General features: G+C 63.3%; 13 protein-coding genes. 12 read left to right on the top strand and 1 reads right to left on the bottom strand.

The window, feature by feature from the left end; translation table 11 throughout:
* The first annotated feature begins 165 nt into the window (after positions 1 to 165).
* From ccoN to LOY54_RS08400, 12 genes are all read left to right on the top strand, one after another.
* Positions 166 to 1,608 carry a cytochrome-c oxidase, cbb3-type subunit I gene (gene ccoN / locus LOY54_RS08455; protein ID WP_038993873.1) on the top strand — a complete coding sequence of 481 codons (1,443 nt, stop codon included), beginning with the start codon at positions 166 to 168 and terminating at the stop codon, positions 1,606 to 1,608.
* The gene (ccoO, locus tag LOY54_RS08450; RefSeq protein WP_036994387.1) at positions 1,608 to 2,216 is read left to right on the top strand and encodes a cytochrome-c oxidase, cbb3-type subunit II; all 609 of its coding nucleotides are present in this window, start codon (positions 1,608 to 1,610) and stop codon (positions 2,214 to 2,216) included. Before ccoN ends, ccoO begins: the two co-directional genes overlap by 1 nt.
* 5 nt (positions 2,217 to 2,221) lie before the next feature.
* A complete protein-coding gene (locus LOY54_RS08445; RefSeq protein ID WP_010225992.1) occupies positions 2,222 to 2,419 on the top strand; it encodes a CcoQ/FixQ family Cbb3-type cytochrome c oxidase assembly chaperone in 198 nt (65 codons plus the stop codon).
* Positions 2,416 to 3,396, top strand: coding sequence for a cytochrome-c oxidase, cbb3-type subunit III (ccoP, locus tag LOY54_RS08440; RefSeq protein WP_045200473.1), 981 nt, complete (start codon positions 2,416 to 2,418; stop codon positions 3,394 to 3,396). Before LOY54_RS08445 ends, ccoP begins: the two co-directional genes overlap by 4 nt.
* 251 nt (positions 3,397 to 3,647) lie before the next feature.
* Positions 3,648 to 5,063: a cytochrome c oxidase accessory protein CcoG gene (gene ccoG / locus LOY54_RS08435; protein WP_045200470.1), complete on the top strand. Its 1,416-nt coding sequence runs from the start codon at positions 3,648 to 3,650 to the stop codon at positions 5,061 to 5,063.
* Positions 5,064 to 5,075: 12 nt separating this feature from the next.
* Positions 5,076 to 5,615 carry a FixH family protein gene (locus tag LOY54_RS08430; RefSeq protein ID WP_045200468.1) on the top strand — a complete coding sequence of 180 codons (540 nt, stop codon included), beginning with the start codon at positions 5,076 to 5,078 and terminating at the stop codon, positions 5,613 to 5,615.
* Positions 5,616 to 5,721: 106 nt separating this feature from the next.
* On the top strand, positions 5,722 to 8,175 hold the full coding sequence (locus LOY54_RS08425; protein WP_258610143.1) for a heavy metal translocating P-type ATPase: 2,454 nt from the start codon (positions 5,722 to 5,724) through the stop codon (positions 8,173 to 8,175).
* A 12-nt stretch (positions 8,176 to 8,187) separates the two neighbouring features.
* Entirely contained in the window at positions 8,188 to 8,400 is a 213-nt protein-coding gene (ccoS, locus tag LOY54_RS08420) for a cbb3-type cytochrome oxidase assembly protein CcoS (RefSeq protein ID WP_010225999.1), read from the top strand.
* Complete coding sequence (locus LOY54_RS08415; RefSeq protein ID WP_093385427.1) at positions 8,393 to 9,076, top strand: sulfite exporter TauE/SafE family protein; 684 nt, start codon at positions 8,393 to 8,395, stop codon at positions 9,074 to 9,076. Before ccoS ends, LOY54_RS08415 begins: the two co-directional genes overlap by 8 nt.
* A gap of 83 nt (positions 9,077 to 9,159) precedes the next feature.
* Positions 9,160 to 10,542: an oxygen-independent coproporphyrinogen III oxidase gene (gene hemN, locus LOY54_RS08410; RefSeq protein WP_093385431.1), complete on the top strand. Its 1,383-nt coding sequence runs from the start codon at positions 9,160 to 9,162 to the stop codon at positions 10,540 to 10,542.
* A 118-nt stretch (positions 10,543 to 10,660) separates the two neighbouring features.
* Positions 10,661 to 11,395, top strand: a complete 735-nt coding sequence (gene fnrA / locus LOY54_RS08405) for a Crp/Fnr family transcriptional regulator FnrA (protein WP_010226003.1) — start codon at positions 10,661 to 10,663, stop codon at positions 11,393 to 11,395.
* A 54-nt stretch (positions 11,396 to 11,449) separates the two neighbouring features.
* A complete protein-coding gene (locus LOY54_RS08400; RefSeq protein WP_258610142.1) occupies positions 11,450 to 11,998 on the top strand; it encodes an adenine phosphoribosyltransferase in 549 nt (182 codons plus the stop codon).
* 78 nt (positions 11,999 to 12,076) lie between these two features.
* Here LOY54_RS08400 and recR read toward each other — a convergent pair whose 3' ends face one another.
* Positions 12,077 to 12,679, bottom strand: a complete 603-nt coding sequence (gene recR / locus LOY54_RS08395; protein WP_045200459.1) for a recombination mediator RecR — start codon at positions 12,677 to 12,679, stop codon at positions 12,077 to 12,079.
* Positions 12,680 to 12,882 lie beyond the last annotated feature (203 nt).

Below are 12,882 nucleotides of genomic sequence, written 5' to 3'. Positions count from 1 at the left end.
TATTTAATTGTGTACAATTTGCCCGCCACAAAGGCTCGAAACCGCCGTGGAACAGGCTTTGGCAAGGATCGGCGCGGGCGCCATCGCGTTGCAATAACCACACGGTTTATACATACTTGCGCCGATTTTTACCCTATAAAAACACCCAAACCGTGGAACCTTAGAATGAGCACAGCAATCAGTCCGACTGCTTATAACTATAAGGTCGTCCGCCAGTTCGCCATCATGACGGTGGTCTGGGGGATCCTTGGCATGGGGCTTGGTGTCTTCATCGCCTCGCAACTGGTCTGGCCCCAGCTGAACCTGGACCTGCCGTGGACGAGCTTCGGACGCCTTCGCCCATTGCACACCAACCTGGTGATCTTCGCCTTCGGTGGTTGTGCACTGTTTGCCACTTCCTACTATGTCGTGCAGCGAACCTGCCAGACGCGACTGATTTCCGACAGCCTCGCGGCCTTCACCTTCTGGGGTTGGCAAGCGGTCATCGTCGGTGCGCTCATAACCTTGCCGCTGGGCTACACCACGACCAAGGAATACGCCGAGCTGGAATGGCCGATCGCCATTTTGCTGGCCATTGTCTGGGTCACCTACGGCGTGGTGTTCTTCGGCACCATCGTCAAGCGCAAGACCAAGCACATCTATGTCGGTAACTGGTTCTACGGCGCCTTCATCGTGGTTACCGCGATGCTGCACATCGTCAACCACGCCTCGTTGCCGGTCAGCCTGTTCAAGTCCTACTCGGCGTACTCGGGTGCTACCGATGCGATGATCCAGTGGTGGTACGGCCACAACGCCGTAGGTTTCTTCCTGACCACGGGCTTTCTCGGCATGATGTACTACTTCGTGCCGAAACAGGCCGAGCGCCCGATCTACTCCTATCGCCTGTCGATCGTGCACTTCTGGGCGCTGATCACCCTGTACATCTGGGCAGGCCCCCACCACCTGCACTACACCGCCCTGCCGGACTGGGCGCAGTCGCTGGGCATGGCCATGTCGATCATCCTCCTGGCGCCAAGCTGGGGCGGCATGATCAACGGCATGATGACCCTCTCGGGCGCCTGGCATAAGCTGCGTACCGACCCGATCCTGCGCTTCCTCGTGGTTTCGCTGGCGTTCTACGGCATGTCGACCTTCGAAGGCCCGATGATGGCGATCAAGACCGTCAACTCGCTGTCGCACTACACCGACTGGACCGTCGGCCACGTACACGCCGGCGCCCTCGGCTGGGTAGCGATGATTTCGATCGGCGCCCTGTACCACATGATTCCGAAGGTCTACGGCCGCGAGCAGATGCACAGCACCGGCCTGATCAACGCGCACTTCTGGCTGGCGACCATCGGTACCGTGCTGTACATCTCCTCGATGTGGGTCAACGGCATCACCCAGGGCCTGATGTGGCGTGCAATCAACGACGACGGCACCCTCACCTACTCCTTCGTCGAAGCCCTGCAGGCCAGCCACCCGGGCTTTATCGTCCGCGCCCTGGGCGGTGCGTTCTTCGCCTCCGGCATGCTGCTGATGGCGTACAACGTTTTCCGAACCGTGCGCGCCTCGAAGCCGGCCGAAGCTGAAGCCGCCGCTCAGATCGCTGTAGTTGGAGCTCACTGATGAAGCATGAAGTAGTCGAGAAGAATATCGGCCTGCTGGCCTTCTTCATGGTCATCGCCGTGAGCATCGGCGGCCTGACCCAGATCGTCCCGCTGTTCTTCCAGGACGTCACCAACAAGCCGGTCGAGGGTATGAAGCCGCGTACCGCGCTTGAGCTCGAAGGCCGCGACATCTATATCCGCGAAGGCTGCGTGCAGTGCCACTCGCAGATGATCCGGCCGTTCCGTGCCGAAACCGAACGCTATGGCCACTACTCGGTCGCCGGTGAAAGCGTCTGGGACCACCCGTTCCTCTGGGGTTCCAAGCGTACCGGCCCGGACCTGGCCCGCGTCGGCGGTCGTTACTCCGACGACTGGCACCGTGCTCACCTGTACAACCCGCGCAACGTCGTGCCCGAGTCGAAGATGCCGGCCTACCCATGGTTGGTGGAGAACAAGCTCGATGGCAAGGACACGGTGAAGAAGATGGAAGTCCTGCGCACCCTCGGCACGCCGTACACCGATGAAGACATCGCCGGTGCCCGCGACGCGGTCAAGGGCAAGACTGAAATGGACGCCCTGGTTGCCTACCTGCAAGGCCTGGGCACCATCATCAAAAGCAAACGGTGACATTGATGGATATCGGGATGATTCGTGGCCTGGGCACCGTCGTGGTGATGGTGGCCTTTATCGGCCTGGCGTTGTGGGTGTTCAGTTCTCGGCGCAAGTCCGAGTTCGACGAAGCGACCATGCTGCCCTTCGCGGATGATCCCGAAGCCAGCAAGCACGTCGAGCAAGCGCAAGCGAAAGCGTCTAGGAGTAACAACGAATGACTACCTTCTGGAGTCTGTACGTCACCGTTTTGAGTCTGGGCACCATCTTCGCCCTGACCTGGCTGCTGCTGTCCACCCGCAAGGGCCAGCGCAGCGAAACCACTGAAGAAACCGTGGGCCACGCCTACGACGGCATCGAGGAGTACGACAACCCGCTGCCAAAATGGTGGTTCATGCTGTTCGTCGGCACCATCGTTTTCGCCCTTGGCTACCTGGTGCTGTACCCGGGCCTGGGTAACTGGAAAGGCATCCTGCCGGGCTACCAGTACCTGGACAACGACAAGAAAACCGAGTTTGCCAACGGCCAGGCCGGCTGGACCGGCGTGCACGAGTGGGAAAAGGAAATGGCCCGCTCGGACGCCAAGTTCGGGCCGATCTTCGCCAAATTCGCGTCGATGCCTATTGAAGAAGTGGCCAAGGACCCACAAGCGCTGAAGATGGGCGGGCGCCTGTTCGCCTCCAACTGCGCGGTGTGCCATGGCTCCGACGCCAAGGGCTCCTACGGCTTCCCTAACCTCACCGACAACGACTGGCGTTGGGGCGGCGAACCGGAAACCATCAAGGCCACCATCATGGGCGGTCGTCACGGGGTGATGCCGGCCTGGGCAGAAGTCATCGGCGAACAAGGTGTTGCCGACGTTGCTGCCTACGTGCTGACCAACCTCGATGGCCGCACCCTGCCCAAGGATGCCAAAGCGGATCCGGCCAACGGCCAGAAGTTGTTTGCCGCCAACTGCGTGGCCTGCCACGGCCCTGAAGGCAAGGGCACCCCGGCCATGGGCGCGCCCAACCTGACCCACCCGACCGCGTTCATCTACGGTTCGAGCTTCGCCCAACTGCAGCAGACCATCCGTTACGGCCGCCAGGGCCAGATGCCTGCCCAGGAAGCAATCCAGGGCAACGACAAGGTCCACCTGCTGGCCGCCTATGTCTACAGCCTGTCGCACCAGCCTGAGAAAACCGCTGAAGCGCAGTAATTCGCCCAGCTGGCAAAAGCCCCGTCAGTGAAACTGCCGGGGCTTTTTTATAGACCCTGCCCCGACCCATGACCTGTGTCAATTGACACGGGCCAATACACTATTAACCGCGATTCCCCAACGCGGCCAAAGGTCGCACCCCTCCCCCCTGGCGGCAGGACAGGCGTATCATGCGCCCTAGAGCAGCAAGCTTTCGACTGCGGCCGGCAGGTACTGGCCGCGGCACTTCTCCACTGCCGTGGGACTCAATGATGAGCAAGCAGATTCCGGTACATGACGTCACCCCGCCTGCCAGTAAAGACACCAGCAGCGTCGATCTCTACGCCTCCCGAGAAAAAATCTACACCCGCGCCTTCACCGGCGTGTTCCGCAATTTGCGCATGGTCGGCGGCGCCGTCCTGTTCCTGCTGTACTTTGGTACGGTATGGCTGAACTGGGGTGGCCACCAGGCCGTCTGGTGGAACCTGCCGGAGCGCAAGTTCTACATTTTCGGCACCACCATCTGGCCCCAGGATTTCATCCTGCTCTCGGGCCTGCTGATCGTCGCCGCCTTCGGCCTGTTCTTCATCACCGTTTACGCCGGCCGCGTCTGGTGCGGCTACACCTGCCCGCAAAGCGTGTGGACCTGGATCTTCATGTGGTGCGAGAAAGTCACCGAAGGTGACCGCAACCAGCGCATGAAGCTCGACAAGGCGCCAATGAGCGGCAACAAATTCCTGCGCAAGCTGGCCAAGCACAGCCTGTGGCTGAGCATCGGCTTTGTCACCGGCATGACTTTCGTCGGCTACTTCTCGCCGATCCGCGAGCTGGTGATTGAGTTCTTTACCGGCCAGGCCGACGGCTGGGCCTATTTCTGGGTCGGCTTCTTCACCCTGGCCACCTACGGCAACGCCGGCTGGCTGCGCGAGCAAGTGTGCGTGTACATGTGCCCGTATGCACGCTTCCAGAGCGTGATGTTCGACAAAGACACCCTGATCGTTTCCTACGACCCGCGCCGCGGCGAAACCCGTGGCCCGCGTAAAAAAGACCTGGACTACAAGGCCAAGGGCCTGGGCGACTGCATCGACTGCACCATGTGTGTACAGGTGTGCCCGACCGGCATCGACATCCGTGACGGCCTGCAGATCGAGTGCATCGGCTGCGCCGCCTGCATCGACGCCTGCGACACCATCATGGACAAGATGAACTACCCCAAAGGCCTGATCAGCTACACCACCGAGCACAACCTGTCGGGGCAGAAGACCCACATGGTGCGCCCGCGCCTGATCGGTTATGCCGTGGTGCTGTTGACCATGATCGGCCTGCTCACTACCGCGTTCGTCATGCGTCCGCTGGTCGGTTTCGACGTCAGCAAGGACCGCGTGCTGTACCGCGAGAACGCCCAGGGGCGGATCGAGAACGTCTACAGCCTGAAGGTCATGAACAAGGACCAGCGCGACCACGTCTACGTGCTCGAAGCCGGCGGCCTGCCTGACCTCAAGCTTGAGGGCGCACGGGAAATCCGCGTCGCGGCCGGCGATATCGTCAGCCTGCCGGTACAACTGTCGATGGCGCCGGAGCAACTGCCGTCGACCACCAACGAAGTCATCTTCACCCTCAAGGACGCTGACGACAGCGCCACCCAGGTTGAAGCCAAGAGCCGCTTCATCGGCCCGCAAATTCGATAAGAGACTGAGCCCATGCCTTCTGCAACTGCCGCAAGCCCCTGGTACAAGCACCTCTGGCCGTGGATCATCATCGGTGTATTGGCCACCTCGGTGACCCTCAGCCTGACCATGGTGACCATCGCGGTGAACAACCCGGACAACCTGGTCAACGACAACTACTACGAGGCCGGCAAAGGCATCAACCGCTCGCTGGACCGCGAGCTGCTGGCCCAGACCCTCAACCTCAAGGCCAGCGTGCACCTGGACGCGCTGACCGGTGAAGTCGACCTGCGCCTGACCGGCAACAGCCAGCCGCAAACCCTGGAGCTGAACCTCATTTCGCCGACCCAGCCGGAGAAGGACCGCAAGATCATGCTGACCCGCAGCGACAGCGAAGCCGGCCGCTACCTCGGCCAGCTTGGCGACAAGGTCGAGGGCCGGCGTTTCGTCGAGCTGCTGGGCAGCCAGGACGCGCATGTCTGGCGCCTGTTCGAGGAAGAAGAAGTCGCTCACGACAAGACCCTGGTACTCGGTGACGAGGCGCTGCAAGGGGCTGAACACCTCGAGAAATGAGTCGTTGCTGATCGCGGGTCAAGCCCGCTCCCACAGGTGCAATGAATCCCTGTGGGAGCGGGCTTGACCCGCGATCAGCCCAACACCACACCTTGCGACTGACACCATGACCAGCCCCACGCCCTGCTACCACTGCGCCCTGCCCGTGCCCGCCGGCAGCCACTTCACCGCCGTGGTGCTTGGCCAGCCGCGGGCGTTTTGCTGTCCGGGCTGCCAGGCGGTGGCCGAAGCCATCGTCGCCGGCAACCTGGAAAGCTATTACCAGCACCGCAGTGAAGCCAGCGCCAACCCCGATGCCCTGCCCCAGCAACTGGTCGACGAACTGGCCCTGTACGACCGCGCCGATGTGCAAAAGCCCTTCGTGCGCCACAGCGGCGAGCTGGCCGAAACCACCCTGCTGATCGAAGGCATCAGTTGCGCCGCTTGCGGCTGGCTGATCGAAAAGCACCTGCGCAACCTGCCGGCGGTGGCCGAGGCGCGTTTGAACCTGTCCAACCACCGCCTGCAGGTGAGCTGGGCCGACAGTGCGTTGCCGCTGTCCAAGCTGCTCGCCGAACTGCGCCACATCGGCTACGCCGCCCACCCCTACCAGGCCGACCGCGCCGCCGAACAACTGGCCAGCGAGAACCGCACCGCCCTGCGCCAACTGGGCGTGGCCGGGCTGCTGTGGTTCCAGGCGATGATGGCAACCATGGCCACCTGGCCGGAGTTCAACATCGACCTGAGCCCGGAGCTGCACACCATCCTGCGCTGGGTGGCGATGTTCCTTACCACGCCGATCGTGTTCTACAGCTGCGCACCGTTCTTTCGCGGCGCCGCCCGTGACCTGCGTACCCGCCACCTGACCATGGACGTCTCGGTATCACTGGCCATCGGCCTGGCCTACGGTGCCGGGATCTGGACCGCAATCACCGGCAGCGGCGAGCTGTACTTCGACGCCGTGGGCATGTTCGCCCTGTTCCTGCTCGCCGGACGCTACCTTGAGCGCCGCGCCCGCGAGCGCACTGCCGCCGCCACCGCGCAACTGGTCAACCTGCTGCCGGCCTCGTGCCTGCGCCTGGGCGCGGCCGGGCAGAGCGAGCGGATCCTGCTCAGCGAGCTGCGTCTGAAAGACTGCGTGTTGATCCAGCCAGGCCACGTGATCCCCGCCGACGGGCGCATCGTCAGTGGCCAGTCGAGCATCGACGAGTCGCTGCTTACCGGCGAGTACCTGCCGCAACCACGCAGCGCTGGCGACGCAGTCACCGCCGGCACCCTCAACGTCGAGAGCGCGCTGACCGTCGAGGTCCAGGCTCTGGGCCAGGACACTCGCCTGTCGGCAATCGTGCGCCTGCTGGAGCGGGCACAGTCGGAAAAACCGCGCCTGGCGGAAATCGCCGACCGCGCCTCGCAGTGGTTCTTGTTGTTTACCCTGATCGCCTCGGCCGCCATCGGCCTGCTGTGGTTGCAGATCGACCCGTCGCGGGCGTTCTGGATCGTCCTGGCCATGCTGGTCGCTACCTGCCCCTGCGCCCTGTCGCTGGCCACCCCGACCGCGCTGACCGCCGCCACCGGCACCCTGCACAAGCTCGGCCTGCTGCTGACCCGCGGCCACGTGCTGGAAGGCCTGAACCAGATCGACACGGTAATCTTCGACAAGACCGGCACCCTCACCGAAGGCCGCCTGACCTTGCGCGCAATCCGCCCCTTGCGCGACACCGACGCCGATCGTTGCCTGATGCTCGCCGCCGCCCTCGAAAACCGCTCCGAGCACCCCATCGCCCGCGCCTTTGGTCGCGCCAGCCAGGCTGCCGACGAAGTTCAGGCAATGCCCGGGCTGGGTCTTGAAGGCAAGGTAGGCGAGCACGTGCTGCGCATCGGCGAAGCCGGCTTTGTCTGCGCCCTCAGCGGCGCCCCCACACCGGCGATGCCAGACGAAGCCGGGCAATGGCTGTTGCTCGGTGACCAGCAAGGCCCGCTGGCCTGGTTCGTCCTCGACGACCGCCTGCGCAGCGATGCCGCCGACCTGCTGGCAGCCTGCCGCGCCCGTGGCTGGCAGACCCTGCTGCTGTCTGGCGACAGCTCGCCGATGGTCCACAGCGTGGCCGCCGAACTGCAGATCGACCAGGCCATTGGCAGCCTGCGCCCGGACGACAAGCTGGAGCAACTCAAGGCCCTGCAGCAGCAAGGGCGCAAGGTGTTGATGCTCGGCGACGGGGTCAACGATGTGCCAATCCTGGCGGCGGCCGACATCAGCATCGCCATGGGCTCGGCCACCGACCTGGCCAAGACCAGCGCCGACGCGGTGCTGCTGTCCAACCGCCTGGACGCCCTGGTCCAGGCCTTCAGCCTGGCCCGGCGCACCCGGCGGATCATTATCGAGAACCTGCTGTGGGCCTCGGCGTATAATGGCGTCATGCTGCCGTTTGCCGCACTGGGCTGGATCACGCCAATCTGGGCGGCGGTCGGCATGTCGGTCAGTTCGCTGATCGTGGTCCTCAATGCCCTGCGCCTGACCCGCGTCAGCGGCCTGCCGGCCAGCCATGCGCCAGCCACTGCCACGCATCCCGCGACGGCCTGACCAGGAGCCCCCATGCCCGCGCTTTACATCATGATCCCGGCGGCCCTGCTGATCGTCGCCATCGCCATCTACATCTTCTTCTGGGCGGTGGACAGCGGCCAGTACGACGACCTCGACGGCCCGGCCCACAGCATCCTCTTCGACGACCAGGACCCGCAGCACCAGGCGGCCATGGACGAGGCCGACGGCAAGAAACCCGACGACGGTACCCCGCCCCGTGACTGAACTTCTGCCCCTGCTCAGCTCGGCGTTGATTCTCGGCCTGCTCGGTGGTGGCCATTGCCTGGGCATGTGCGGCGGCCTCATGGGCGCGCTGACCCTGGCCATTCCCAAGGAGCAACGCAGCCGCCGCTTTCGCCTGTTGCTGGCCTACAACCTGGGGCGCATCCTCAGTTATGCCCTGGCCGGCCTGCTGCTCGGCCTGGCCGGCTGGGCGGTGGCCAACAGCCCGGTGGCGACCGCCATGCGCGTACTGGCGGCGCTGCTGCTGATCAGCATGGGCCTGTACCTGGCCGGCTGGTGGAGCGGCCTGACCCGTATCGAGGGCCTGGGCCGGGGCCTGTGGCGGCATATACAGCCGCTGGCCAACCGCCTGCTGCCGGTCTCCAGCCTGCCGCGCGCCCTGCTGCTGGGCGCCCTGTGGGGCTGGCTGCCGTGCGGGCTGGTGTACAGCACCCTGCTCTGGGCCGCGAGCCAGGGCAATGCCGCCGACAGCGCGCTGTTGATGCTGGCCTTCGGCCTGGGCACCTGGCCGGTACTGCTGGCCACCGGCCTTGCCGCCGAACGCACCAGCGCCCTGCTGCGCCAGCGGGGCGTGCGTATCGCCGGCGGCGTGCTGGTGATGCTGTTCGGCCTGTGGACCCTGCCAGGGCCACACCAGCACTGGCTGATGGGCCACTGAAGCGGCGTTGATACAAATCAACACGGGTTTGCCCGGCACTCCCTAGACTCCGGACACCGCTGCTCTTTCTGGGGACTGCCCGCATGCTCGACGTTCTTCGTTGGGACTCCGACCTGATTCGCCGCTACGACCTGGCCGGCCCACGCTACACCTCCTACCCGACCGCGGTGCAACTGCACAGCGAAGTCGGCTCCTTCGACCTGCTGCACGCCCTGCGTGACAGCCGTCGTGCCGTTCGCCCACTGTCGATCTATGTGCACGTGCCGTTCTGCGCCAACATCTGCTACTACTGCGCCTGCAACAAGGTCATCACCAAGGACCGTGGCCGCGCCGCGCCCTACCTGCAGCGCCTGGAGCAGGAAATCCAGCTGATCGCCTGCCACCTGGACCCCAAGCAGACCGTCGAGCAGTTGCACTTTGGCGGCGGCACCCCGACCTTCCTCAGCCACGTCGAGCTGCGCCAGCTGATGGCCCACTTGCGCCAGCATTTCAACCTGCTGGATGACGACTCCGGCGACTACGGCATTGAAATCGACCCGCGCGAGGCCGACTGGTCGACCATGGGCCTGCTCCGTGAGCTCGGCTTCAACCGCGTCAGCCTCGGCGTGCAGGACCTCGACCCGGTTGTGCAGCGGGCGATCAACCGCCTGCAGAGCCTGGAGCAGACCCGGGCAATCATCGAAGCGGCGCGCACCCTGCAATTTCGCTCGATCAACCTCGACCTGATCTACGGCCTGCCCAAGCAGACCCCGGAAGGTTTTGCCCGCACCGTCGAGGAAGTGATCAAGCTGCAGCCCGATCGCCTCTCGGTGTTCAACTATGCGCACCTGCCGGAACGCTTCATGCCCCAGCGGCGCATCGACAGCAACGAGTTGCCGGCCCCGGCGGCAAAACTGGAAATGCTCCACAACACCATCGAGCAACTGACCGCCGCTGGCTACGTGTACATCGGCATGGACCACTTCGCCCTGCCCGATGACGAGCTGGCGATTGCCCAGGAAGAGTCGACCCTGCAGCGCAACTTCCAGGGCTACACCACCCACGGGCATTGCGACCTGATTGGCCTGGGGGTCTCGGCCATCAGCCAGATCGGCGACCTCTATTGCCAGAACAGCAGCGACCTCAACACCTACCAGGACACCTTGTCCACCGCTCAACTGGCGACCAGCCGCGGCTTGATCTGCAGCGAGGATGACCGCCTGCGCCGGGCGGTGATCCAGCAATTGATCTGCCATTTCGAACTGGACTTCGCAACCATCGAGCGGGATTTCACCATTGACTTTCGCGGCTATTTCAACGACCAGTGGCCCGCCCTGCAGGCCATGCACAAGGATGGCCTGATCGAACTAGGCAACGACAGCATCAAGGTGCTGCCCGCCGGACGACTGCTGGTGCGCTCGGTGTGCATGGTCTTCGATGCCTACCTGGACCTGCACAACCGCCAACGTTTCTCCCGGGTTATCTGAGGTTTTTTGTCGCAGTCTTGTCCCGTCTGGCCTCGGCACAATCGTCCAAGCTGGCCGAAACACCCTAGCCTGGGTTACCCTTACGGCTTATGTGTGCTTTCCCACAAGGATTGAAGAAATGTCCGAGCCAGTTAAACTGCGCCCCCATAACCAGGCCCATTGCAAGGATTGCAGCCTGGCGCCTCTGTGCCTGCCCTTGTCATTGAACTTGGAAGACATGGATGCACTGGATGAAATCGTCAAACGCGGGCGTCCGCTGAAAAAAGGCGAGTTTCTGTTCCGCCAGGGCGACAATTTTGGCTCGGTCTATGCGGTGCGCTCCGGCGCCCTGAAAACCTTCAGCCTGAGCGACAGCGGCGAAGAGCAGATCACCGGCTTCCACCTGCCCAGCGAATTGGTCGGCCTGTCCGGCATGGACACCGAGGCCTACCCGGTGTCGGCCCAGGCCCAGGAAACCACCTCGGTGTGCGAGATTCCCTTCGAGCGCCTGGATGAGCTGTCGGTGCAACTGCCACAGCTGCGTCGCCAGCTGATGCGGGTGATGAGCCGGGAAATCCGCGATGACCAGCAAATGATGCTGCTGCTGTCGAAAAAGACCGCTGACGAGCGCATCGCCACCTTCCTGGTCAACCTCTCGGCACGCTTCCGTGCCCGTGGTTACTCGGCCAACCAGTTCCGCCTGAGCATGTCACGCAACGAAATCGGCAACTACCTGGGCCTGGCGGTCGAGACCGTCTCACGGGTGTTCACGCGTTTTCAGCAGAACGGCCTGATCCAGGCTGAAGGCAAGGAAATCCATATCCTTGACCCGATTCAGCTGTGCGCACTGGCCGGTGGCTCGCTGGAAAGCTGACCCTGCGGATAACAGGTATACTGGCGGGCATTCGTTTCTCAGGATACCCGCCCCATGCCCAGCGCCACTTTCGACCTCAAAGCCCTGATCCGCCCAGTACCGGACTTCCCCAAGCCGGGCGTGATCTTTCGCGACATCACCCCGCTGTTCCAGTCGCCGCGGGGCCTGCGCCATGTCGCCGATGCCTTTATCGAACGCTATGTTGAAACCGAGTTCAGCCATATCGGCGCGATGGATGCGCGCGGCTTTCTGATCGGCTCGATCATCGCCCACCAGTTGAACAAACCCCTGATCCTGTTTCGCAAGCAAGGCAAGCTGCCGGCCGACGTGCTCGCCGAGGGCTACCAGACCGAGTACGGCGAAGCCTTCCTCGAAGTGCACGCCGACAGCCTCTGCGAAGGCGACTCGGTACTGATTTTTGATGACCTGATCGCCACCGGTGGCACCCTGCTGGCCGCCACCAAGCTGGTACGGCGCATGGGTGCGCAGGTGTTCGAGGCAGCGGCGATCATCGACCTGCCAGAGCTGGGCGGCTCCCAGCGCCTGAACGACGTGGGTGTGCCGACCTTCTGCCTGACCGAGTTCTCGCTGAGCGAGTATTGACAGCATCGCGGGGCAAGCTCGCTCCCACAGGCTAAGGTTCTGTGGGAGCGGGCTTGCCCCGCGATTAAAGACCCTGGGTTACAGCGAAATCGGTTTGCGCCCGGCGAACGAATGCGCCAGCGTGCCGCCGTCGACCAGCTCCAGCTCACCGCCCAATGGCACACCGTGGGCGATACGGGAAGCGACCAGACCTTTGTCGGCCAGCAACTGGGCGATGTAATGGGCGGTCGCTTCACCTTCCACCGTCGGGTTGGTGGCCAGGATTACCTCGGTGAAACTGCCCTGCTCCTCTATCCGCGCCATCAGTTGCGGAATGCCGATGGCTTCCGGGCCCAGGCCATCAAGCGGCGACAAATGCCCTTTGAGCACGAAGTAGCGGCCACGGTAGCCGGTCTGCTCGACGGCATAGACATCCATCGGTCCTTCTACCACGCACAGCAGCGTGTCGTCCCGGCGCGTGTCGGAACACTGCGGGCACAGCTCCTGCTCGGTCAGGGTCCGGCACTGGCGGCAATGCCCCACCCCTTCCATGGCCTGGTTCAAGGCCTGGGCCAGCCGGGTACCGCCACTGCGATCGCGCTCAAGTAGCTGCAAGGCCATGCGCTGGGCGGTTTTCTGTCCGACGCCAGGCAAGATGCGCAACGCGTCGATCAGCTGTCGGATAAGTGGACTGAAACTCATGGGAAAAGGCCTTGATGCAAGTGAAGGCGGTTTATACCTGCCCGACTGGGCAACGTCAAATCTTACAGACATTAAGACTAGCCGCGTAAGAAGCTAATGTTTCTTTCACGCTAACAGTAATATTGCCTACATCACATAAAGCATACCACCCCCTTTCTAACACTTCCTGCCTCACTCCTTTCTATAAACACCCAATCTTACAA

Origin of the sequence: Pseudomonas sp. B21-032, assembly GCF_024748965.1 — a bacterium.
Classification (GTDB): domain Bacteria; phylum Pseudomonadota; class Gammaproteobacteria; order Pseudomonadales; family Pseudomonadaceae; genus Aquipseudomonas.
The sequence above is the reverse complement of the archived record's forward strand: the minus strand, read 5'-3'. Positions and strand labels throughout refer to the sequence as shown.